Raw genomic sequence first — 22,198 nt, 5'->3', positions numbered from 1 at the left:
GGCGGCCGTCTCGAGCCTCCCCGAGGAGTCTCGGCGGAAGCTCGGGCCGGAGGCGGTTTACCTGGAGGAGATTGCATCGGCCTCGACTCGCATGAATCGGCTCGTGGAGAATCTCTTGGATATGGCTCGGATCAGTTCCGGCGGTTTTACGCTAAAAAAAGAATGGTGTGACGTGAAGGACTTGGTGGATGCGGCGCTCCGAGACACCGAAAAAGAGTTGAAAGGCCGAGAGCTCCGGATCACGGTTCCGAGCAATCTCCCCTTGGTGCGTATCGACTTTCCCCTGGTGCAACAGGCTCTCACCAATCTTTTGCTCAACGCGGGGATGCATACTCCGCCGGCTACTCCCGTCGAGCTGACGGTCGAGGAGGACCGATCCCGAGGGCAGTTGTGCATCCGCGTGGCCGATCGAGGTCCGGGGCTGGGCTCGAAGAACGAGGGTCAACTTTTTGATAAGTTTTATCGAGGCAGTGGAGCGCCTCCCGGCGGAACGGGATTGGGCTTGTCTATCGTCAAGGGAGTAGTGGAGGCTCATGGGGGCAAGGTCGAAGCGGCGAGTCGGCCGGAGGGAGGTGCGGTGTTTTCTCTCTTCTTTCCTCTAGAACGAGCCCCGGAGGCGGTTGCCTCTGCGAAAGTTTCTTTGTGATGCAACCAGAACCGACCACTGAGCATCCAGCTCGACTCGTCGTGATCGATGATGAACCGCAGATCCGGCGCCTACTCCGTATGGCTCTGGAGGGACATGGCTACCAGACCGTGGAAGCGGCAAGCGGGCAAGAGGGCGTTTTGGCTGTCGCGCAAAGCCGGCCGGAAGCGGTCGTCCTTGATCTTCTGCTTCCCGACACGAGCGGGGTGGAAGTGATCCGGCGTGTGCGCGAATGGAGCGAGGTGCCGATTTTGGTGCTTTCGGCTCTCGGCCAGGAAAAGGAAAAGGTGAGCGCCCTCGACGCCGGGGCAGACGACTATTTGACGAAGCCTTTCGGGCTCGAGGAGCTGCTCGCGCGAATCCGGGTGATGCTGCGCCGTGCGCTTCGTCCCGCCGAAAGCCCCAATTTCTCTAGCGGCCTTTTAGAGATCGATTTGAGTGCCCGCCGCGTGTGGGTAAACAAGAAGGAGCTCCATTTAACCGCGACGGAATATGCTCTTCTGCGGCTTTTTGCCCGCCATGCGGGCAAGGTGCTGACTCATCGCCAGATCCTGCAAGAGGTTTGGGGTCCGAAATCTGTCGAGCAGACTCACTATCTGCGCGTCTACATCGGCCGGTTGCGGGAGAAGCTGGAGCGCGATCCCGCGCGGCCGCTTCTCCTGCTCACCGAACCGGGCGTCGGATATCGCCTCGCGTTGCTTGATCCTGAGTAGAATCCGGTTGCCCCTAGAATGGGTTGGTGGCAGGTTTTTTGGGAATGTCCGCCCTCCGAGAGAAGCCGTTGGAAGCCCGTATCTGGGAAGCTGTCGGCGGGTGGAGACAGCTGGAAGGGGATATTTTCGGCCTAGGCTGGAGCGTGGAAGCCCTCGACTTTTCCGCCGCAAAAACGGTCGACTGGGCGAGGAGCTTTCATCCGGACAGCCTGGAAATCTGCGTCAATTTCGCTGGACACGGATTGGTACGGGCAGGGAAGCAGAGCACACTCTTTCTCCCGGGCTGCTTCGGTTTTTACGCGCTACGCCGGGATGGGTTGGAGGCGACGCGGTCGGGCGGGGAATCGAATCGTTTTTTGACTTTCGAGTGGTCTCGCTCCTGTCTGGCAAAGGAGCTCGAAGGGCTAGAGGACAATCTGATGGCTGCGGTCCGGAAGTGGCTCGCGGGACAGTGCCAAGATCCTCTGGTTGGGCGATCGCGTCCCCTTCCAGGATATTGGGGTCACGCCTGGAATCACTGGGTCTCTCCCGATCTGCCCGGCCGGGCGCGCTCTCTCTGGTTTTGGGGCCGCGCGCTGGAGCTGGCGGGAGCCGTTCTCTTCGAGGATTCGCCTCCGAGGTCGGAGCAACGCCGCCGTTGGAACGGACGACGGTGGACCGAGCGAGCCCAAGAGTATCTCCGGGCGCATTTGGCCGAGCCGCTCTGCTTGAAATCCCTGGCCCGTGAAGTCGGCTGCAGCCCCTTTTACCTCAGCCGGATCTTTTCAGACCATGTGGGAGAGACCCTCCCCGCCTACCTGCGCAGGCTGCGCATCGAAAAGGCCGCCCAGCTCCTCCGGGATGGAGATCACAATGTCACCGAGGCGGCTATGGCGGTAGGCTATTCGAGCCTGAGTCATTTCAGCAAGGCCTTTTGCCGGATCATGGGATGCTGTCCCTGTGTCTATCCGAATCCGGCCCGGTTAGTCCGGTGACTCCCGCTATTCTCCCGCTGCCAGGGCGACCATCTCCCGGATCGCCTTTTCCCATCCGACCCAGAGGGCGCGGGAGACGATGGAGTGGCCGATGTTCAGGGTGCGCACTTGGGGAAGACGAGCCACGTAGCGACGGACATTGCGATAGGTGAGTCCGTGGCCCGCATGGACCTCTAAGCCGATCGAGCGGGCCAATTCGGCTGCGGCCGCCTGCTTGGCGAGCTCGGTCTCTTCGGCCTCGGGATGAATCGCGTTGGCATAGCCGCCGGTATGAAGTTCGACGCAGTCCGCTCCCGCTTTTTTCGCCGCCCGCACCTGATCCGGATCGGGATCGATAAATGCCGTCACGAGGATTCCGGCGGAACGCAGTCGGGCGATGCCGGAAGAAAAGCGCTCTTCGCTCCCAAGGAGATTCAGCCCTCCTTCGGTCGTGACCTCTTCCCGGCGTTCGGGAACCAGACAGACTTCCTCCGGGAGAAGCTGGCAGGCGAAGGAAATCATCTCGGGAAGAAAGGCCATCTCGAGATTCAAACGCCGCACCACGCTGCGGATGCGGCGGACGTCCTCGGGTTGCATATGGCGTCTGTCCTCCCGAAGGTGAGCGGTCACGACTGCGGCACCTGCATCTTCCGCCAGCCGCGCCGCCTCCAGGGGGTCGGGCTCCGCAAGCGGGGAAAACGGATTTGCCCGATACCGGGCTTGTCGCAACGTTGCTACGTGATCGATATTAACGCCCAAGCTAGCCATGGAGAGTCTTTGAATGCTCATGGGAAACCCTGACAAGGAAATTCTTCCGGATCCGGTCGCATCTCTCCTAAGACCGCTGGAGAAAGCTCTGCGCGAAGCGGAACGCGAGCTGGTTTCCGGAGAGAAGCGGATCGTCGACCGCGCCGGCTTTTATCGGAAATTTCTCCGGCAGGAGTTACACGCCCTTCGCACGGAGCATTCCCTCGGGGAAGGGGGCAGGACACGGGCTCGTCGCCAAGCCGCCCTTCTGACTTCCTTGCTCCGGCATCTCTGGAGGTCCACAGTCGAGCGGATTTTTCGGACGGCGGAGGATCTTCCCCCTCTCTTGCTGGCCGCCGTGGGTGGCTTCGGAAGGGGCGAGCTCTGTCCCTACAGCGATGTAGACATCCTCTTTCTCTCCGGCGCTTGCACGAAAGAGGAGGAAGAGCGCGTCGTCGAGATCGTCCAGGAGATTCTCTACACCTTGTGGGACATCGGACTTCAGGTGGGACATTCGACGAGGCAGCTCGAAGAGATCGTCGGCTACGCCAATCAAGACCTATTGACCAAGACCGCCTTGCTGGAAGCGCGCCTCATCGCCGGACCGCAAGCGCTCTGGAACGAGTTTCAGATGCTCTTCGAGCAGAACTGCCTGCAAGGGAGGGAAGACGAATACGTAGAGTGGCGAATGGAGGATCAGAGGGCGCGCCATGGGAAGTACGGGGGCACCGTTCTGGTTCAGGAGCCTCACGTCAAAAACGGTTGCGGCAGCTTGCGGGATTACCAGAACCTTTTTTGGGTTCTTCGCGTGAGGGAGGGAATTGGTTCGACCGATCAGCTGGTCAAAAGCGGGCGGTTGGATTCGAAGGAAGGGAAACACCTGGACCAAGCCTACGACTTCCTCCTCCGCGTTCGCGCGGAGATGCACTATCTCGAAAAACGATCGAGCGATCTCTTGACGCTCGGATTGCAGGCGAGGGTTGCGGGAGGCCTCCATTATCAAGGACCGAACTTGCTGCGGCGGATCGAGGAGTGCATGCGCGACTATTACCGGCATGCGCACGTGATCTACCAATTGAGCAAGCTGGTCTTCGAGGACCTCGTCAAGGTGAGGCGAAAATCTGTAAGCGCCGGAGCGAATCGAGCCGGAGAGGGAGATATCGAAGAATTTCCGTTGATCGAGGGCAAGCTCGAGTCGCCGCCGCGGCGCTGGTTGCGCGAGAATCCCTTACGCATCCTCAAGGCGTTTGTGCTCTCGGAGCTTCACGGCGTGGAAATCGGACCGGGTCTCGCGATGGAAATTACCCGGGCGCTGCCTCTTTTGCGGGGTCCTCTCCTGCAGAGGAAAGAAGCGCGAGAAATGCTGCTTGCCCTCCTTTCGAGCAAGGGGAGGGTCGGAAGGGTTCTGCGATCTATGCACGAGCTCGGACTCCTTGGTCGCCTCGTACCGGAGTTCGCACCCTTGACCTGCCTTGTGCAGCATGAGTTTTATCATCGTTACACGGCCGACGAGCATACCTTGCGCTGCCTGGAGATGCTCGACCGGATTTGGATCGATCCCGATCCTCCCTTTTCCGCCTTCCGTCCTCTTCTCGAGAATGTGGAACGGCCCTATCTTCTTTCGCTGGCAATCTTGCTTCACGACACCGGCCGCGCAATGAACCGCCGGCACCACGCGGAGGAGAGCGCGACGAACGCGATGCGAGTCGCGAAGCGCTTTCGGCTTCCGCCGCGGGAACTTGCTACGGTGGTCTTTCTGGCAAGCAACCACCTTCTGATGTGGGAGACGGCTCTTCGGAGGGATCTCGAGGAGAAAGAGACGATCGAAACCTTCTGTCGCGTGGTCGGAACCCAGGAACGGCTCGATCTTCTCATGGTCTTGACCTTCGTGGACGCGGAGGGAACCGCCGGTTCCGACTCTTGGTCGAGCTGGAAGGAGCTTCTTCTCTGGCGACTTTATCGAGCGGCGTCCGCTTCTTTCGGTCGCGCTCTCTCGGGTGAGGGAGAGCCCAAACGATCCAAGGAAGAAGTCGCGGAGCGGATGCGAGAGCAACGGAACTCGGAGGTCTCGGTCGAGGAGGTCGACGCCCATTTCGCAAATCTCCCGGCGGGCTATTTCGTTCACTGTCCAGAGGAGCGGATTCGTCGGCATCTCGTTGCCGTTCACGAGTTTCTCGTTCAGCAGGTAGTGGCCGTAGAGCCGAGTCTCTGCCCGGTGGTCGACTGGATCGATCGGTCGGAGCAGGGATACTCCGAAATCGTAGTGGTGACCTGGGACCGAGCCCGCGTCTTCGCGCGGATCTGCGGGAGCTTTGCGGCCTTGGGGATCTCGATCTTGCGAGCCGATGTCTATTCTCGCAGCGACGGAATCGCGATCGACACTTTCTGGGTCTGCCTTCCCCAAGGGCAGACGGCCGCCGCCGACCGTTATTTGGCGCCCTTTTGCCGACTCCTTGAGCAGGCCTTCTCCGTCGAGGAGTTCGATTTTTCTCCCCTTGTCGAGAAAGAGGTCGAGCGTCTTCCCGAATGGATTCGCCAAGCGGAGTTTCCCACACGGATCCATTTCGATACCAGCAGCAGCCGCCGCTTCACAATATTAGACCTGGAGACGCCCGACCGGCCCGGACTTCTCTACAAGATCGCTTCCACATTGGCGGCGAGCGGCATCGATGTGGCTTCCGCCCGGATCGCAACGGAAAAAGGAGCCGCCCTCGACACCTTTTATTTACGAAAAGCAGACGGCGGCAAGTTGGAAGAGGACAAAGAGATCGAACGGCTTACACGGCGGTTGCGCAAAGCCATGGGCATATGAGGGGTGCGGGACGGTCGATTCTTGAAGGGGTGCGACCCGAAGAGATTCAGATCCTTCTGAATCCTCGCGGAGTGATTCGTCACTTCGTCCGACTTGCCCTGGCGAAGACGGGCGCGAATAGCGGCTCCTTCGTTTTATTGAATCCGAGCACGGGCTTTCTCGACATTGAGGCTTCCGTCGGTCTCCGGAAGGGAGCAGGCCGAACCAAGCTTCGGGCGGATGAAGGGGTGACCGGCTGGGTGGTGACCACAGGGAAGCCGATGCGGATCTCCGACGTCCGCCGGGAGTGGCGCTATGTCGCCATCGATCCTCGAATCCGCTCGGAGCTCGCCGTTCCCGTCGAGGTCGGATCTACGGTGATCGGTGTGCTCAATGTGGACAGCCACCGGGTCGGCCATTTTACCAGAGCTCATGAGCAAGAGCTCGTTCGACTGGCGGAGAAGGCGGCCCAATGGCTCGCCATGGGCTGGGAAATCGAAGGCTTCCGTCACAAAGCCAGGCAGCTCGGCTCGCTCGTGGAGATGGCGCAGACTCTGGTTTCGCATTCCAGCTTGGATCCTCTCGTCGATGGAGTGGTGAGGAACGCCGCTTCTCTAATGGGTGGAGCGAGGTCTTTTCTGTTTCTTCTTGCCGAGGATAAAGAGCGTTTGGACTTACGGGCGGCCTTCGGAGAAGCGGTCGATCTCCCACGCGACTTCGCGATCCCGGTCGACGAATCGGTCTTCTCGGTCGTGGTCAAAAAGGGGAAGCCGCTGGCGGTTCTAGATTTAGAGGAAGAGCCCTATGTACATTGCCCGGAGCTCCGGCTGGGGGGAGGAGGCTTGCGCTCCGTCCTGACCGTCCCTCTCTCGTTCGTCGAGCCGGTCGGCGTTCTTTGCGTCTGCATGGCGCAACGGCATCGTTTTGCCAAGAGCGAAATCGAGCTGCTCCAAACCCTCGCGGATCTTGCGACGGTGGCGATTCAAAAAGCGCGGTTAATTCAGCAGATCATGAAGATCGAAGAAGGGCTCCGGCAGTCGGAGCGGCTCTCCTCCTTGGGGTTGCTGGCGACGGAAGTGGCGCATGAAATCCGCAATCCGCTCACGGTCATCCAAATGCTCTTCTACACGCTGGCGGATCGTTTGCCGAAGGATCCCGGCATACAAAAAGACGTGGGAGTGATTGGCGCAAAGCTGCGTCAAATGAACCGAATCACGGAGCAGGTGCTGACACTCGGCCGGTCGGCGCAACCGCTGGTGGAGTCGATTTCCGTCGAGCAGATGCTCGAGGAGATTCTTCTTTTGGTGCGCCACAAGCTTTCGGCGCAAGGAATCCAGGTGGAAAAGAGGATTCCGACTTCCGTCCCTCCCCTCCGGGGCGACCGCGGTCAGATCGAGCAGGCGCTTCTCAACCTGATCCTGAACGCGGCGGAAGCGATGAGCAAAGGGGGCACGTTGGGCTTGGAAGCTTCCGTGGTGGAGCGGGACGAGATCGCCTATCTCTCCCTGGAAGTACGGGATAGCGGGCCTGGAATGAGCCAGAAAGAGATGGAAGGCCTCTTTATTCCCTTCCTGACCCGCAAAGCGCAGGGGACGGGAATCGGGATGGCGATCGTTCGCAAGATCATGGAAGATCATCGAGGGAAAGTGGAAGTCGATTCGGCTCTAGGGCAAGGAAGCCGACTCTCTCTTCTCTTCCCCCTCGCGCAACCGTAAAACTCACCCCGGGGAAGTCGGCTCGAAGGAGACCCAGAGCCGACGGCTGCGAGGCCCGTCGAACTCGCAAAAGAAGATCGCCTGCCACGTACCGAGGTGCAGACGGCCTGCTTCCAGAAGGCAACGAATGGAAGATCCCATGAGGGCTGCTTTGATGTGCGCCGCGGTATTCCCCTCCCCATGTCGGTAAAGAGGGTTTGTCCATGGAACCGCACCCTCGAGCCATCCGAGGAGATCGTGCACGACATCGGGGTCCGCTCCTTCCTGGATCGTGATTCCCGCCGTCGTATGGGGGACGAAAACTGTTAGGGTACCCTCCGTCCACCCGCTCCGATTGGCGAGCTCCTGCAGACGGGAGGTTACGTTGACGAACTCGGCGCGTCGAGAGGTGGAGATCTCCAATTCCGCCCTTGAGAAGCGTGGCAACGAGTCTGCACTCTTGGCTGAGGTCGGCATGAATCCGCGACTGGTAGCCCCAACGGGATTCGAACCCGTGCACCGGCCTTGAGAGGGCCGTATCCTAACCAGCTAGATGATGGGGCCGTCCGTAAGTCTTGAAAACAACTAAATCGGTGTCACCTCCTTGGCAAGCTTGCTCTTCGGCCCAGACGCGAGAACGTTCTCTGCTCTCCGGATCGCTCCAGCGGAGCCAAGGAGAACGTTCCCATGGGAGAAGCGGACCAGCGGGAGCGATCATGACCGTCGACGATTCCTTTGCTTCCGGGGAGTTCCGAACGGCGACGCATCCCTTTCGCGATGCCGCAGCTTTCTTGAGGGAGGCCGCTTGCCTCTCTTTCGTCCGGGATCGCTTTTGGCCAGATCGACAGGTAGTGCCGGCCAAGAAGCGGTCGAGTGGCTTTGGGAGCCGCGTCGTGGCCGGGCTCAAGCCCGGCTAAGGACGGGGTCTTCAGGCTTGGTGCCGAGTGAGGAGAGGGGATCGATCACGTCGATCAGAGCGGAGTAGTCGAGGTCGGCTCGGCCCGATTCCATCGCTTCGCGGACGATCTCTCGAGCTCCCTCGAGGGCGTCGGACCGGAGGCCGAGACGTTCCGCGTTGCCGAGAAAGAGATCGATATCTTTGAGGAGGAGACGGACCGAAAAGCTGGGTTGCCCGAAGTTTCGCTGCCACATCCGCGCAAGCTTCTTGTCGAAGGTCGGGCAGTAGAGTGAGCTTTCTCTGAGGATCTGGAGAAAAGATTCGATCGGAACGCCGGAACGCCGGACGAATCCGAGACTGAGTGCAAAGGCGGCCGTTTCCGCCGCGATAAGCTGGTTGAGGGCGAGCTTCAATGCCGCGGCTTTCCCCACCGGCCCGATCCAAAGGCAACGCCCGAGGAGGCCGAGCAGCTCTTGCCACGGTTCGTAATCCTTCGGATCGGCCCCGATCATGACTTGAGCCCGGCCTTCTTCCGCGTCCTTGCCGTTTCCCAGGAGAGGGGCTTCGAGATAGCGCGCTCCCTGTGCCGATGCGAGTCGAGCGATCTCCTGGCTCTCTTCCGGACCGATGGTTCCCATTTGACAGAGGATCCGCTTCGACAAGCGGGAAAGACAGGAATGGGAAAATACCGTCTGCCGGATGGCCGCGGCATCCGACAAGCAGAGAATCAAAAGCTCGGAGGCCTCCACTGCCTCCTGAGCGGAGGAAGAGAGCCGGGCCCCGAGCATGCCGAGGTCTTCGGCCTTGGCTCGAGTGCGGTTGTAAACCGTTACGGATAGACCACTTGCAAGGAAACGCCGCGCGACACCGTGGCCTAAGAGACCGGTCCCGAAGAGGGCTAGGCTTGTCGGGAGCATCTACTCCCGATATAGAGCGAACGGAGGCGTTGGTAAAGAGTGCGCTTTGAGAAGCGGGCCGACGGCGAACCGGGGTCGATTCGACGCAGGCCGAACGGAAGGGGAGGGAGATGGGACGAGTTGGGATCGGATACGATGCGCACCGGCTGGTGACGGGAAGAAAGCTTGTCCTAGGAGGGGTAGCGATTCCATCGGAAAAGGGGCTCCACGGCCATTCCGATGGCGATGTGCTGCTCCACGCGATTGCCGACGCTCTCCTTGGAGCGATCGGGGAGCGAGACATCGGCCACTTTTTTCCGAATTCCGATTCGCGCTGGGAAGGAGTCTCCAGCTTGATCTTTTTGGAGCGCATCCGGGAGCTGCTGCATCGCAAAGGGTGGGCCATCGAGAATATCGATGCGTCGCTGATCGCTGAGGCGCCGAAGATCGGCCCGTACCTCGAGGAGATGCGTGCGGCCGTTTCGCAGGCTCTCGGCATCGAGTCCTCCCGAATCGGAATCAAGGCCACGACAAACGAAGGAATGGGCTTCCCCGGGCGAGGGGAAGGGATGGCCGCCATGGCCGTCGCCTCCGTCGAAAAGGCGTGAACGGTCGAGAAGCTTCCACCGGCTTCCACCCCAGATACCCGAGCCTCGATTCCTCACGGAGCCGAGGGGAAAGGGAGCCGATTTTCTCGCTATTTCGGATAGGGAGCGTTGAGGGCGTTCAATAGGACGTTCGCACGCTGGGGGGGAGGGACCTTTCCCGAGAGGATTTCCCTGGCAGAAACTGCACGGTGGTAATACCGTTCGTTGGTATCGGGATCTTCGCGAAGCTCCGTCCCAGAAAAGGCGATGCCTCCAAACAACCCTTCGGTGGAGCGATAAACATAGACCGCCCTCTTCGGCTTGAGGAAGACGTCATGCTCACTCTCGGGCCCGGCGACTCCGCTCATTTCGCCGGTCATCTGCACCTTGCCGCCATGAGCAAAGTGCCGGATGGCGCTATCGCTGTTCAGCACGAAGACGTAGTTGGTCTCGCTTCCGCCGATTTGCGCGCCGATTCCCACGGCGCTGCTAGAGATGGCCGAGGGACCGGACCAGCCGTTGCCAATCCTCTGGACGACGAGTCCACGGCCATACTCTCCGCTAATGACGAGGCCTCCTTTGGTCATCCGCAGAAAGGCGATTCCTTTGGCTCGGTCGAAGACCGACTTCGGGATTTTCCCTTCCTCCTTGAATTGATGAATGGTTGCAGCGGCCTGCCGCACGGTATCCTGTAGATTCCAAGAAGCGAAGCTTTGCGGAGCGGTCAAGAGGCAGCCGACGGAAAAGAGAAGCGACCAAGCAAATACAAGCGGACGAGACTTCACGAGTATTCTCCCTGAATTGGTTGTGGCATTGCGAGCTGCTTCAGGCTACCTTGCGGCTGGCGGTTGACAAGCAAGAACTTATTCCTATTTTTCGGCATCTCCTCCGATCGGCGCGTGCGGGATTCTAAAGTGCCGCGGCCGGCCGGAAGAGGGAAGGGTACGGCGGAAATGGGAGAAAAGGATCGATGGGCGTTTGGTCGAAAAGGATTCTGATCGCGCACTTCCTGACGGGCTGGGCCTTGTTCTCCACCCCCTTCGCCCAGGCTCGTGATGTCTCCTTCGAACGCTGGAAGGGAGAGCCTCCTTCTCCCGAGGCGGGCGCGAGGGTTCTGGCCGTGTATCGAATCGGGGAGAGGGATGTGCCCGTCTGGTCTCGCATGCCGCGGAGGCCCTATCGAGTCCTTGGAGTGCTCCGTTCGTTCGAGACGGTGGGGCTTTCCCATCAACCTCTTTTCCGCGTTGCGCAGGAGGCCTGCCGGCGGGGGGGAGATGCCATCGTGTTGCTGGCACCCCGGCATCTTCCGGGCAGTTGGATCCGTGGAGACGATCTGAGCGTCACCATCCACGGGGAGCGCTTCACAGTTCTGGTGCTGCGTTCTACCACGGCGGCCCTTTCCCCGGCTCCACCTTCGGGGCGCGGAGAGGAAGGGCCTCTCCTCTTCTGTGACAATTCCGTATGAGCACGCCCCGATTGCCGCACGGGCGCAGCTTTGCTTTCGTCGACGATGTCGAGATCGATCGAGCGGCGGAAAGCGCTTGCGCAAGGAAATTTCTCGATCCGTCGCTCTCGATCTTTGCCGACCATTTCCCGGGTGAGCCGATCTTTCCGGGGGTCCTGCTCGTCGAGTGCGGAGCGCAAGCCGCAGGCTGCCTCTGGTCCGAGCTTCTCGGAAGAGCGACTCCCCGAGCCATCCTGCTCGCGCAGATCGTTGCTTTCAAATTCGTGCGGACCGTCCTGCCCGGTCAGACTCTTTTCATTCTGGTCAAGAGGGAACGCACTTACGGCAGGTTGGCTGAGTTTTCCGTGGCGATCCGGGAATCGGATGAGCTCGTTGCCGCCGGCCGGATCGTGCTCTCTTCGGCGGAACGGAGCTGCGGATAGGTCTCATGGAAGAGCTCCCGCAGCGTTCTCTCTTCTACCTTTCCCCGGGCGTTGCGGGGAAGGCGTGGCAGGCAGACGAGAAAGCGCGGAATCTTCCAGGATGGAGCCGACTTCGCAAGAAGTCCCAGTAGTTCGCCCGCGCTCCTCGGGCTTTCGACGGCGGCGATTAGATAGGTTCGGGTGCCGCTTCGGACCGAGCGGACGTGGGCGTCCGTCACGGAGGGGAGGCGTCGCAAAACGGCTTCGATTTCCGCCGGATGGATTTTGCGGCCCCCGATCGTGACGGCCGGATCGGCCCGACCCAGCAAGCGGAGCTCTCCTGCCACATTCCACTGGGCGAGATCCGGAAGGATCACTCTCCTGCACCGGCCGTAGAGGGCGCGGCCGGAAACCGAAACCCTTCCCGACGGAGTGATCGTTACAGATACGCGGGGAAGCGGTCTCCCGACGGAGCGGCCCTCGAGCGTCGCGTCGCCGCTGGCGTCGTAACAGATGCTACCGGTCTCCGAAGAGCCGTAAAGGCTGTGAATCTTCACCGAGAAGCGGTCGTAAATTCGTCTGGCCGTTTCTCCGGAGAGGACTGCTCCGGCGGAAACGGCGAGTCGGAGCGAAGGGAGAGGGGGGGATGCGCTAGGCAGCCGCCCCAAGGTCTGCCAGATATCGGGAACAGAGGGGAAGAAGGTAATCTCGTATTTTCGGATCCAGCTCGGAATCTGACTCGCGAGGAACTCCTCCGCCGATACGATTCGCAGACCGCAAAGCAGAAGTGGCAGAATTACGCTCCCGAGCGCATAGGAATGGCCGAAAGGTAGGAGGGCCAAGGCGCGGTCCTTTTCGCTCGTACCCATCGCGGCGGCCGTATTTTGCCCATCCTCAATCATCGCTTCCGCAGAAAAGGGAAGGGCGGCGGCCTCTCTGCGGCTTCCCGAGCTGGTTTTGACGACCGCGTAGCCGACCCTGCGGCGCCGCGGGTCGAGAGGCTCCAAGCCGTTCGATGTCCAAAGGTAGGAGGCACCCAAGGCACGGGCCGTCGATGCTCGGGCATCGAATGGGATCGTCGCGTCGAGAGGCATAGCCGCCGCGCCCGCCGCTTGGCAGGCAAGAAAGGCCGCGATCCACTCGGGACCATTCGGCAGCGAAAACGCGACCCAAGCTCGTGAGCTTCCGGCTAGGTGCTCACGGGCGAATCGCCGGGCCGTCGAATCGATATCGCGGAAGCGGATCCATTCTCTGGATTCCACAGGAAGCAAGGCGGGTTCTGCGGACAATCGCGAGACGGTCTTTTCCCACAGTCTCCAGAGAGCAGTGGCATTGGGAAATGCGGCTTGACTTCCCACGGCATTCTTTTTCCGGAAAGCCGGGAAGGGCGATGCCACGCCGCTCCGCTCCCCTTTCGCCTTTCGATTCACCGGAATTCTTCCCACTAGGCACTGGATCTTGCCAAAACGCGGGGGCAGGCGCCAGTCGATGCCGTTCCATGGGCCTCCAAAAGGAGTGGGAAGTTCTGACACAAGAATCCTTAGCAGTTTCTCTGCGCCGCTGCGAACTCCATTGACGGCGCTCGCCAGAGAGGACGATGTCGAAAAACTTAAGAAAAGAAGAAAGTCTTGCTCAGACGCGCGCTTTTCGGCATAACCCAGTACCCAAATGGGTTTTTCCAAGATCCTTTTCTGCGGTGGTCTGGCGCTTTCGTTCACGGCGGTTGGAAATCTGTCGGCGGGTACCGTTCCACATGGCTCTATGGGTTGCGGAGCCTCGGCGAAGCCGAATCACAAGGCTTTCGAACGGGCCCTCCCCAAACATCGGCAATCGCATGGCATGTGCGCCCGGGCTGTGCGCGTTGCTTTGGAAGAGTTGACCGGAAAAAAGCTCGATCGACGAGATTACGCGAAGGAATATGGAGAACCGCTCCTGAAAACCGGCTATTATGTGAAGGCTTCGGCCAATGCGCAGCCGAGAAACTACGACGTCCGCATTCTTCTGCCGAGAAAGCGGCACCATTGCGGCCACATCGAGGTCTTTTATCGCGGGAACTGGTACTCCGATTTCCGTCAACCGGGATCTCTCTGGAATGTTTGGCCGAAGGAGTATTCCCGAATCCAATTCTATCGGTTCGTCGGACAGAGCTATCCGGCGGTGGGCTCCCGTGGGAACGGAGCCCGCAAGGCGACCTTGGGGAATCCGAACGGTTCTTCCCGAGCGACAACAATCCGAGTTCGATCGGCCGCTCCGGCGAGGACGACGCCGCTCTTCTAGGCTCGTAGACGGAGCGCTGGCGCGCAGTCGCTCGGAAGAGGCTCTCGGAGAAGCTCCCGGGTACGCATACCCGGCGTAGAGGTTTGCGCGGAAACGCTTAGTCGTCTTTATCCACCGTGCGGGTGCCGACGAAGAATTCCTCCAAATCGGCTCCGATCCCTCGGAAGAGTTTCTCGATCTGGATGCCGAAAGGTTCCGGCTTCGCCTCGCCAGCAGTCTGTTGGTTCTTTTTTCCAGAGGGTTGCTTCGACTTGGATCCGCTCGCATTCGAGTGTGTTGCGGGGGGTTTCCTGCTTGTTCGGGAAGCGGCGGCACCCACATTCCTGCTCGTCGATTTCGTACCCGCCCCGGGCGGTGGGACGCCCTCCTCATCCGAATGCGTCGTCTTCCATTCGGAAGAGGCGTCGGTCGACGATGGAGCGTCGGCGGAGGCATGCGCCGAAAAAACCGGCGTTGTCAAAAGGCAAAGAGCGGCAAGGATTCCGCTCGAGGTGACGGTGAGCGAAGCTGCGGCAGTGTTGCGTCGCATGGAGAAAGCCTGCGTGGGTTGCGCTCTTGGATCAAGAAAATCTTATTAAGATGTTGGATAGTAAATTTTTATATCAATAGGCTTGGCGCGCGATCTTCTATTCGGAGAAAAGAGACCGGATCCGCCTTTGCGTTTCAAAGGGAAGGAGTGGTAAGCGGTGACGTCGGCATGGGCCGGGATTATGAGAAAGGAACCAAACGGAGAGATCGGAACGCTTCCTCCGGCCGAGACAGACTGGCGCAGAGCGGTTCTGGTCTCCGAAGCGCATGAGCGAGCCGCTCTCTGGGCTCGAGCGGAGGCGGTGCGCCGGGATCATTTCGGCGATGGAATCTTTGTTCGAGGGGTCATCGAGGTTTCGAACTTTTGTCGGCAGAACTGCGTCTATTGCGGGATGCGACGGGAGAACGAAACGCTTGCCCGTTTTCGCTTGGGGCGGGAGATGATTTTGCGGACGATCCTCGAGGACTTGCCGGCATCGATCACCGACCTGAACTTCCAGGCGGGAGAAGATCCGGTCGCCCTGCGTGAATTGGTCTTGCCGGTCGTCGAGGAGGTAGCCAAGGAAAAACCGGATCTGGGAATCAGCATCTGTCTCGGAACCGTAGATTTTCGTCTCTACGACGATCTGAGGCAAGCAGGCGCCCAGGGCTATATCATCAAGTTGGAAACCGGCGATCCCGAGCAATACCGCCGTTTTCAGTGTCCCGGAACGCTCGAGCGTCGGCTGGAGGCGATTCACTATCTCGCCGGAACGGGTTGGAGCGTCTCCTCAGGGTTGATTTACGGGCTGCCGAACCAGACGGCAGATCAGGCAGTGAGGACGCTCGAACTCCTCGCTTCGCTACCGCTCTCTGGCTGCAGCGTGAGCCCTTTTGTCCCCGGTGAAGGAACCCCTCTTTCCTCGGCGAGGGCGGCCGACCTCGACGAGACGCTCAATGTGGTCGCGGCTCTCCGGCTCTCCTCGCCTCGCTGGATCATTCCCGCCGTGAGCGCCATGAACTTATTCGACCCTTTGGGGTATGTGAAGGCGCTTCGGGCGGGAGCGAATCTTGCGACGATCAATCTGACGCCGAGCACCTGGAGGGAGAATTATCCGCTCTACCGTCGAAATCGGTGGATTATGACCGAAGAGCGAGTCTTGCGCGCGATCGACGAGGCGGGTTGTGAGCCGCGCAGGGAGAGCTGGCTGGCCTTTTCTCGTTCCCCGTCCGCATCGTCCCCTTGCCTCCCATCGGATCGCTCCACTCCGGAGGATGCTTCTTCCATTTGGACCGGCCTTCAGAGAGAAGCGAATCACAGAGGCGGGCGGTGAAGGAGATCTTTCTTCCGATCGCCACAATCCTTCTGGTGAGCCGAGCGGCGGGATGGGGGGTGGCTCGTCTTAGCCAGCCTCTTGTGATGGGGGAAATGGTCGCCGGCATCCTGCTCGGTCCGTCGGTCCTGGGTTGCGTCGCCCCAAAGACAGAAGAGTGGCTTTTCCCCAAGGAATTCTCGAGCGTGCTTTCGGCTCTGGGGCAGGTGGGAATCTCGCTCTTTGTCTTTCTCGCGGGAATGGAGTTTGGGATCGAGCGCCGGCGCATCTCGCGCGCCGCCGCCATTGCCGCCGGCGGGATCATCCTTCCTTTCTTGCTCGGTGGCTGCTTGGCTCTTTTCCTTCCGCGGGACGGCTCGTTCTTCGCTCCGCATCTTTCCCGGGCGGTGGCAGTCTGTTTTCTCGGCACGGCCCTCTGCGTAACGGCTTTCCCCGTCCTTGTGCGCATCGTCCAAGAGTGCGGGCTCGCGGGGACCGACGTAGGCAATCTCGTCGTTGCAGCGGGAGCCATTACCGACGGGATTGCGTGGGGGATGTTCGCGGCGGTGCTCGGATTCGAATCGGGAAATGGATGGGCGATGACGATCGCGGCTGGGGGAGGGCTGCTTTTTGCGGTGCTCGTCTTGACGGTGGGTCGAGTCGGCCTGGAATCCCTGGCACGGAGGGTCAGACGAACACGGCGGTCCGCGCCGGTGGTGTTCGGATTGGTTCTGGTGTCGGTGATGCTCGCGTCTTCGCTCATGGAGCGGTTGGGACTGCACGCGGTTTTCGGCTCTTTCCTTCTCGGACTAGCGATGCCGCGCAATCTGCTGACGAAGGAGCTGGCGTCGAAAATGGATTTCCTGGTTGGAGCTTTCCTGGTGCCGATCTTCTTTGCCTATTCGGGGATGAACACTCGGTTGGATTTGGTTGCAACCCCCCAAGGCTTGGCCGCCGCGGCCCTGCTCTTGCTGGCGGCTTCGTTCGGAAAGGGGGCTGGCTGCTGGGCGGTGGCTCGCTGGTCCGGCGAAGAGAGGGATGCCGCCTGGATCGTCGGATCCTTGATGAATGCCCGGGGCTTGATGGAGCTTGTGTTCGCGAATATGGCGCGGGAACGGGGAATGATCGGTCCCGAATTGTTTTCGATGCTCGTCCTGATGACGCTGGTGACGACGATTCTAGCTTCCCCTCTCGTGGAATGGGCTCGAAGGCGCGGTCTTTGTCGCCTCGATTCGCTCAGCCGAAGCGGTGGAAGCGTCCGCTCTCCCTGCGGTACTTCCGATCCGGCGGAGCTGTAGCCACGAGAGCTGGTGCGTAGTGCCCCAGATCGGAAGGAGGATTTCTGTACGGCGCTCGGAGAGGAGGCTTGCGGCGCGAATCGTATGCCAGCCGGCGGAGACGGCCCAGGCTTCGCCCAAGTAAGGGTAGGGATCCAGAAGAGAGATGTCGCGGAGAGCGGCCCTTTCGATCGACCCGAGCCAAGACGCCTGAGCCGTGCGGTAAGCGGGGACGTTTGGCGGAAGATCTGCGGCAAGCGCAGACGCAAGCCGGACCAGCTCCTGGCGGTTGCGGTAGGGAAGGTTGGTCGGCGCCTCTTGGACCTCGAAGAGGGCTTGGTGCGAGTGGGCGGTGAGAAGAAGGGCGGCTGAGCCCTCCGCAGGTCGAAAAGGGCGCTTCCTTCGAAGCCAACGGGCAGAGTAGTAAGCATCGAGGGTCACCGGAGTAAGCTCTTCGGCGGCGACGACGAGCGCTGTGGAAACGTGTCCGAGTCGGAGCCAGACCCGAGCCATGCGGATCCCATCTATCCAGGCGGATTCGTCGCCGACGAGAGTGCTGCAGGGGCCGCCGAGTCCGAATACGGCTGCGGCGTGACTCGTGGCCGCATTGTAGACAGTTTCGGGAAAGAGAAGGGGACTGGCAAAACGGCGGCCTTGCCCGCGGTAACCCGCGACAAAACGAACGGTATGGCCGATGCTTCCGTTATTGAAGATCGCAATGAGCCCGATGCGAGATTTCTCTTGCTCGGGAACGTTCTCCACCACTTGTCGAACGGCTTCGGCGAAAAATTGGGCCATGGCACCCGCTCGGCGAAGCCTCGGCTCCATCATCCAAGTGTTCCACCGAGGATCGGAACGATCGACGAGAAAGACCCGAAAGCTCCGGTTTGGAGAAGAAGCGAGCGCCATCTCCTTTTCGGCGGGTGGACAGCACTTCGTGAGATTTTCGGCTCCGATCCCCGCAGCGGAAACGGCGCCAACCGCGTTTACGTAGAGGGGCAAGCGATCAACCATAACGGGAAAAGAGTAATGCGGCGTTTGATCCGCCGAAGCCTACATTGACGCTCATTACATGATCGAGGCGCGGGCGGAACTCTCCGGGCTGCACCAAAGCACGCTCTACCTCCGGAAGAGGCTCGGAACAGTTCCATTGCGGCGGCAGCCGGCCGGTGCACAAGGCGAGGACGGCAAAGACGGCCTCGATCGCGCCTGCCGCGCCCAAGGCGTGGCCGGTCATTGCCTTGGTGCTGCTCATCCGCGGGTTCTGCCAGCCATCTCCAAAAAAGCGAGAGTAAGCCAGGCCCTCCGCTTCGTCGTTCAAGGGAGTACCGGTCCCGTGCGCGTTTAGGTATCCGATGGACGCCGCAGGGACGCCTTCTCGGCAGAGAGCGGACTCCATGGCTCGACAGAGAGCACTCCCGTCTGGGGAGGGCTGGGTGAGATGATATCGATCCGTGGCTTGCCCGTACCCGCTCAGCAGGCAGAGCGGTTGGGCCCGCCGAGCAAGCGCATGTTCCAAGGATTCCAAGACAAGAAAAGCGGCTCCTTCTCCAAGCAGGAGGCCGGTCCGTTTTCGGTCGAAGGGCGCGCACCGCCCGGTAGCCAGAATATGGAGCGAATCGAATCCGACGAAGACCGTCTCGGCAAGGGCTTCGAAACCGCCCGAGAGAACGCAGGGGCTTTCACCGGCCCAAATCAATTGCGCGGCATGGCCCAAGGCGTCCGCTCCACTGGAACAGGAGTTCGCGATCACGAGGGAGCGTCCCTGGAGACCCAAGTACCGTTGGAGATCGATCGATTGTTGCTGCGGCTGGTAGCGCCCTACCCAGCGCAGATGTCCGCTTCTTCCCATGCGGAGTTCCTCGAGGAATCGCTCCCCGAACTCCATGCCTCCTTCGGTTGTAGCGAGGCAGAGCGGGATCTCGGGCAATTGGACCTTTCCCTCCGCGGATAAGAGATTCGCTTGAGCCAGGGCTTCCCGGGCCGCGGGAATGGCGAACCGAGAGGCACGAGGGAGTCTTCCGAGTTCCTTGGAAGTCAAGGAGGACAGAGGCGGCATTGCGGCTTGCGCTGCCGACCGACACCGGCACCCCTCCGTTTCGAAGAGGTCGACCGGTCGCGCACCATCCGGTCCCTCCAAGACCCTTTTCCAGGAAGATGGTAGATCTTCGCCAAGGGCCGTGACGGCCCCGATTCCGGTTATCGCGACCGCCGGAACGGTTGTGCGGCTCATTGCCATGAACTCCATTCTACGAGGCAAAAGGAGTGGAGACGAGCGATCGTCGACTCGCCGGAGGGCAGAAGGCGAAAGTGGGGGATACGGAGGAGCTCGCCGGCCGGCGGTAGGCTGCTTCCGCAATTGTCTGCGGATAAGCCGGCTTTGCGAAATCTGAAATTCCGGGTAGACTTCCGGTCCACTGTTTTCTATACAGCACCAGATCTTTTTACCTGGATGACAAACCTGTTGGTTACCTACGACGAGCTGCGCTCTCTGCTGGTGGAATGCTGCATGCTCCGCATTCCAATCGAGAGCATCGGGGAAGAGACTCCGTTTTTCGGTCCCGACGGCATCGGTCTCGACTCGATCGATGCCTTGCAACTGACCGCGGAACTGGAACGCCGGTACGGAGTCACCATCCGAGAGCCCGAAGAAGCACGAAAGGCGCTGGAGAATCTATCCACCTTGCGAGCGTGGCTCCTGGCGCAGCAAAGCCTTGAGGGGAAATGAGCGATCCGGTGATCATTGTGGGCGGCGGCCCGGCCGGAAGCGCTGCCGCAAGTCTCCTTGCTCGGCAAGGCACGAAAGTGGTGCTTTTGGAGAAAGAGACGTTCCCTCGTTTTCATATCGGAGAATCGCTTCTGCCCTTCGCCAACCGCGTGCTGGTGCGAATCGGAGCTTGGGAAAAGATAAAAAACGCCGGGTTCATGATCAAACCGGGTGCGGAATTTGTCTTAAGCAACGGGATGTCTTTTCGGCGGTTTTGGTTCGCGGACAGCTTGGCTGAGCCTTATGACAAGACGTTTCAAGTGGAGCGGGCGAAGTTCGACGCCCTTCTCCTCGATCACGCCAAGGATTCTGGGGCCACCATCCTTTCGGGGGCGACCGCGCGAGGCTTCCGGGAGGGCCGCGATGGCGTGGAGGTCGATTGCGAACGAGCGGGAAAGCGCGAGCGAGTCGAAGGGAGATGGTTGATAGATGCGACGGGGCGAGAACCTTTCCTCAGCAAGGTGTTAAACCTCCCCAGGACCGATTTGGGGATTCCGAAGAAGATGGCGGTCTATGCTCATTTTCGCAATGTCAGGCGGAACCCGGGAAGGGCCGCGGGAAACATCACCGTGGTGCGTCTGCCGAACGGCTGGTTTTGGTTCATTCCACTCGATGAAGAAAAGACGTCGGTGGGTATGGTAAGACCTCTTTCGGAGTTTCAAGATCGAAAATCCGGCCCTCGGCAACTCTTCGAGGAAACGGTGCGGAAAAGCCGCGAGCTTCGCTTTCGGCTGGAAAAGGCGGAGGCGATGAGTCCCTATCGGACCACGGCCGACTATACCTATCGGTTAGAACGACTCGCCGGTTCCCGGTGGTTGGCGGCGGGAGACGCCGCCGGATTTTTGGATCCCGTCTTTTCTTCCGGGGTAACGGTCGCTTTGGAAGGTGGAGTAGCGGCTGCCGAGATGATTCTGCGCCAGGGGGACGAGCCAAACGGCCTTTCGGCGGCTGAGCAGCGAGAATTCACCCAGCGAATTCATTCCTTTGCACAGCGCTTTGCGGAGATGATTCGGATCTTCTACGACGACCGTGCGTTCGAAGTTTTGATGACGCCCCATCCACCGCCGGCGATGAAAGATGCCATCATTCACCTCTTGGCGGGGAGTACGGATCTCCATTTATCGCTTTGGCTCAGGATCAAGCTTTTTTACCTGCTTTGCGGGATCCAACGGCATTTGCGCTTGGCTCCGGCCCTCGACTTTCGCTCGAACGCGGGATTGCCTGCGAACTCCCCCGTTTCGACTTAGCCGGTGAGGAGGTTGAGGCGTCCCGCTTTTCTTCCAGCAAGGCCGCGCCCTCCGTGCGAAGAAAGGCGAGAAAGGTCTCCGCCGCCCGAGAGAGTTGTTTCCCTTTCGGATGAACGGCATACCAGTGCCTTCGCATCGGAAAACCGCAGACATCCAGGATCCGGAGGCGACCCTGTTCGACCTCGAGACGGATATTGCGTGCGGAAAGCACGGAGATGCCTAATCCGGCGATCACGGCCTGCTTGATCGCTTCGCTGCTTCCAAGCTCCATATAAGGCTCGATGGACATCTTTTCCGATCGGAACGCTTGGTCGATGGCGGCGCGCGTTCCGGAACCCGGCTCTCGACTCAAGAATCGTTCTTGGAGCAAGTCTCGCAGCGGGATATTTCGTCTGCCCGCGAGTGGATGGTCCGCCCAACCGACGACGACGAGAGAGTTATCCAAAAAAGGGAAGGCTTCCACTGCGAGTCCTTGAGGCACTTGCCCCATGATGACGAGGTCGTCGCGATTTTCAGCAAGCCGTTGGAGCACCTGCGCCCGATTTGTGACTAGCAGGCTCGGTCGCACGCCGGGATAGAGGCGAACGAATGCGCCGAGCAGGTGAGGCATAAAATATTTCGAGGTGGTGACACCGGCTACGCGCAGAGGACCTTGCACTTCCCCTTGGACCGCCAGGACGAGGTTGCTCAAGGCGTCGATCTCCCGATGGATGACGCGAATTTGCTCCGCCAGGGTCTCTCCGATCCGGGTAAGGTAGATTTTCTTCCCAATGCGCTCGAAGAGCGGCAGACCCACGGACTCTTCGAGGCGCTTGATCGCGATCGAAACCGCCGGTTGTGTCAAATGGACCGCTCCAGCGGCTTTCGTAAAGCTGCGATGATGAGCGACCGCCTCGAAAACCCGGAGTTGTTGTAATGTTATATCCATATGCAACATTTATGAAAAACATTAAAATAATGAAATAGAATTATTCAAAGAAAGATTCTATAAAGCAGAGAAAACAGAGCGGGGGGCGACG

The 22,198-nt window shown here is 60.2% G+C and carries 22 protein-coding genes and 1 tRNA gene; 14 read left to right on the top strand and 9 right to left on the bottom strand.

All coding sequences use genetic code 11. The annotated features are described in order from the left end of the window. The 3 genes from FN369_RS07610 to FN369_RS07600 all read left to right on the top strand — a co-directional run. Window positions 1-646, top strand: a 646-nt coding sequence (locus FN369_RS07610) for a sensor histidine kinase (RefSeq protein WP_246189614.1), incomplete at its 5' end; no start/stop codon positions are given. Next, the gene (locus FN369_RS07605) at window positions 646-1,359 is read left to right on the top strand and encodes a response regulator (protein ID WP_142525577.1); all 714 of its coding nucleotides are present in this window, start codon (window positions 646-648) and stop codon (window positions 1,357-1,359) included. The genes FN369_RS07610 and FN369_RS07605, both read left to right, overlap by 1 nt. A 26-nt stretch (window positions 1,360-1,385) precedes the next feature. Then, the gene (locus FN369_RS07600; protein ID WP_178087746.1) at window positions 1,386-2,333 is read left to right on the top strand and encodes a helix-turn-helix transcriptional regulator; all 948 of its coding nucleotides are present in this window, start codon (window positions 1,386-1,388) and stop codon (window positions 2,331-2,333) included. Between the two features lie 6 nt (window positions 2,334-2,339). Here the strand turns inward: FN369_RS07600 and FN369_RS07595 are convergent, their stop codons facing one another. Then, window positions 2,340-3,080, bottom strand: coding sequence for a pyridoxine 5'-phosphate synthase (locus tag FN369_RS07595; protein ID WP_142525578.1), 741 nt, complete (start codon window positions 3,078-3,080; stop codon window positions 2,340-2,342). Window positions 3,081-3,099: 19 nt separating this feature from the next. On the opposite strand from FN369_RS07595, the gene glnD reads away from it, so the two are divergent. Together glnD and FN369_RS07585 are read left to right on the top strand one after the other, a co-directional pair. Continuing rightward, entirely contained in the window at window positions 3,100-5,871 is a 2,772-nt protein-coding gene (gene glnD / locus FN369_RS07590; protein ID WP_142525575.1) for a [protein-PII] uridylyltransferase, read from the top strand. Beyond that, complete coding sequence (locus tag FN369_RS07585) at window positions 5,868-7,565, top strand: sensor histidine kinase (RefSeq protein WP_142525574.1); 1,698 nt, start codon at window positions 5,868-5,870, stop codon at window positions 7,563-7,565. Before glnD ends, FN369_RS07585 begins: the two co-directional genes overlap by 4 nt. 3 nt (window positions 7,566-7,568) lie before the next feature. Here the strand turns inward: FN369_RS07585 and FN369_RS07580 are convergent, their stop codons facing one another. Both FN369_RS07580 and FN369_RS07575 read right to left on the bottom strand, forming a co-directional pair. After that, window positions 7,569-7,991 (bottom strand): secondary thiamine-phosphate synthase enzyme YjbQ, encoded by a 423-nt coding sequence (locus FN369_RS07580; protein WP_246189613.1) that lies wholly within the window; start codon window positions 7,989-7,991, stop codon window positions 7,569-7,571. Window positions 7,992-8,032: 41 nt separating this feature from the next. After that, a tRNA-Glu gene (locus tag FN369_RS07575) sits at window positions 8,033-8,108 on the bottom strand. Between the two features lie 152 nt (window positions 8,109-8,260). Between FN369_RS07575 and FN369_RS07570 the strand changes: the two genes are divergently transcribed. Then, window positions 8,261-8,461 carry a hypothetical protein gene (locus tag FN369_RS07570; RefSeq protein WP_142525572.1) on the top strand — a complete coding sequence of 67 codons (201 nt, stop codon included), beginning with the start codon at window positions 8,261-8,263 and terminating at the stop codon, window positions 8,459-8,461. On the opposite strand, the gene FN369_RS07565 is transcribed toward FN369_RS07570, so the two are convergent. Continuing rightward, the gene (locus FN369_RS07565) at window positions 8,448-9,359 is read right to left on the bottom strand and encodes an NAD(P)-dependent oxidoreductase (RefSeq protein WP_142525571.1); all 912 of its coding nucleotides are present in this window, start codon (window positions 9,357-9,359) and stop codon (window positions 8,448-8,450) included. The genes FN369_RS07570 and FN369_RS07565 overlap by 14 nt on opposite strands. Before the next feature lie 110 nt (window positions 9,360-9,469). Between FN369_RS07565 and ispF the strand changes: the two genes are divergently transcribed. Further along, a complete protein-coding gene (gene ispF / locus FN369_RS07560; protein WP_142525570.1) occupies window positions 9,470-9,946 on the top strand; it encodes a 2-C-methyl-D-erythritol 2,4-cyclodiphosphate synthase in 477 nt (158 codons plus the stop codon). Window positions 9,947-10,035: 89 nt separating this feature from the next. On the opposite strand, the gene FN369_RS07555 is transcribed toward ispF, so the two are convergent. Next, window positions 10,036-10,710, bottom strand: coding sequence for a lipid-binding SYLF domain-containing protein (locus tag FN369_RS07555; protein ID WP_142525569.1), 675 nt, complete (start codon window positions 10,708-10,710; stop codon window positions 10,036-10,038). A 185-nt stretch (window positions 10,711-10,895) separates the two neighbouring features. Between FN369_RS07555 and FN369_RS07550 the strand changes: the two genes are divergently transcribed. After that, the gene (locus FN369_RS07550; protein ID WP_142525568.1) at window positions 10,896-11,390 is read left to right on the top strand and encodes a hypothetical protein; all 495 of its coding nucleotides are present in this window, start codon (window positions 10,896-10,898) and stop codon (window positions 11,388-11,390) included. After that, window positions 11,387-11,812 carry a 3-hydroxyacyl-ACP dehydratase FabZ family protein gene (locus FN369_RS07545; RefSeq protein WP_142525567.1) on the top strand — a complete coding sequence of 142 codons (426 nt, stop codon included), beginning with the start codon at window positions 11,387-11,389 and terminating at the stop codon, window positions 11,810-11,812. Before FN369_RS07550 ends, FN369_RS07545 begins: the two co-directional genes overlap by 4 nt. On the opposite strand, the gene FN369_RS07540 is transcribed toward FN369_RS07545, so the two are convergent. Next, entirely contained in the window at window positions 11,710-13,149 is a 1,440-nt protein-coding gene (locus tag FN369_RS07540) for a class I adenylate-forming enzyme family protein (RefSeq protein WP_281290936.1), read from the bottom strand. The genes FN369_RS07545 and FN369_RS07540 overlap by 103 nt on opposite strands. A 310-nt stretch (window positions 13,150-13,459) precedes the next feature. On the opposite strand from FN369_RS07540, the gene FN369_RS07535 reads away from it, so the two are divergent. From FN369_RS07535 to FN369_RS07525, 3 genes are all read left to right on the top strand, one after another. Beyond that, window positions 13,460-14,068, top strand: a complete 609-nt coding sequence (locus tag FN369_RS07535) for a hypothetical protein (RefSeq protein ID WP_142525565.1) — start codon at window positions 13,460-13,462, stop codon at window positions 14,066-14,068. Between the two features lie 710 nt (window positions 14,069-14,778). Beyond that, window positions 14,779-15,909 carry a biotin synthase BioB gene (locus FN369_RS07530; protein WP_142525564.1) on the top strand — a complete coding sequence of 377 codons (1,131 nt, stop codon included), beginning with the start codon at window positions 14,779-14,781 and terminating at the stop codon, window positions 15,907-15,909. Beyond that, a complete protein-coding gene (locus FN369_RS07525) occupies window positions 15,906-17,186 on the top strand; it encodes a cation:proton antiporter (RefSeq protein WP_178087745.1) in 1,281 nt (426 codons plus the stop codon). Before FN369_RS07530 ends, FN369_RS07525 begins: the two co-directional genes overlap by 4 nt. Here FN369_RS07525 and FN369_RS07520 read toward each other — a convergent pair. Next, a complete protein-coding gene (locus FN369_RS07520) occupies window positions 17,067-18,167 on the bottom strand; it encodes a beta-ketoacyl synthase N-terminal-like domain-containing protein (RefSeq protein WP_178087744.1) in 1,101 nt (366 codons plus the stop codon). The two genes, FN369_RS07525 and FN369_RS07520, sit on opposite strands and share 120 nt — an antisense overlap. A gap of 4 nt (window positions 18,168-18,171) precedes the next feature. Continuing rightward, on the bottom strand, window positions 18,172-19,398 hold the full coding sequence (locus FN369_RS07515; RefSeq protein WP_178087743.1) for a beta-ketoacyl-[acyl-carrier-protein] synthase family protein: 1,227 nt from the start codon (window positions 19,396-19,398) through the stop codon (window positions 18,172-18,174). Between the two features lie 219 nt (window positions 19,399-19,617). On the opposite strand from FN369_RS07515, the gene FN369_RS07510 reads away from it, so the two are divergent. Beyond that, window positions 19,618-19,893, top strand: a complete 276-nt coding sequence (locus tag FN369_RS07510) for an acyl carrier protein (protein ID WP_142525560.1) — start codon at window positions 19,618-19,620, stop codon at window positions 19,891-19,893. Next, window positions 19,890-21,179: an NAD(P)/FAD-dependent oxidoreductase gene (locus FN369_RS07505; protein WP_142525559.1), complete on the top strand. Its 1,290-nt coding sequence runs from the start codon at window positions 19,890-19,892 to the stop codon at window positions 21,177-21,179. Before FN369_RS07510 ends, FN369_RS07505 begins: the two co-directional genes overlap by 4 nt. Here the strand turns inward: FN369_RS07505 and FN369_RS07500 are convergent. Continuing rightward, complete coding sequence (locus FN369_RS07500; protein ID WP_142525558.1) at window positions 21,070-22,107, bottom strand: LysR family transcriptional regulator; 1,038 nt, start codon at window positions 22,105-22,107, stop codon at window positions 21,070-21,072. The genes FN369_RS07505 and FN369_RS07500 overlap by 110 nt on opposite strands. Window positions 22,108-22,198: the final 91 nt, after the last annotated feature.

It is taken from the genome of Methylacidimicrobium cyclopophantes (genome assembly GCF_902143385.2).
Lineage (GTDB): Bacteria > Verrucomicrobiota > Verrucomicrobiia > Methylacidiphilales > Methylacidiphilaceae > Methylacidimicrobium > Methylacidimicrobium cyclopophantes.
Note: the sequence above shows the minus strand (reverse complement) of the source record. Positions and strands in the feature narration are given on the sequence as shown.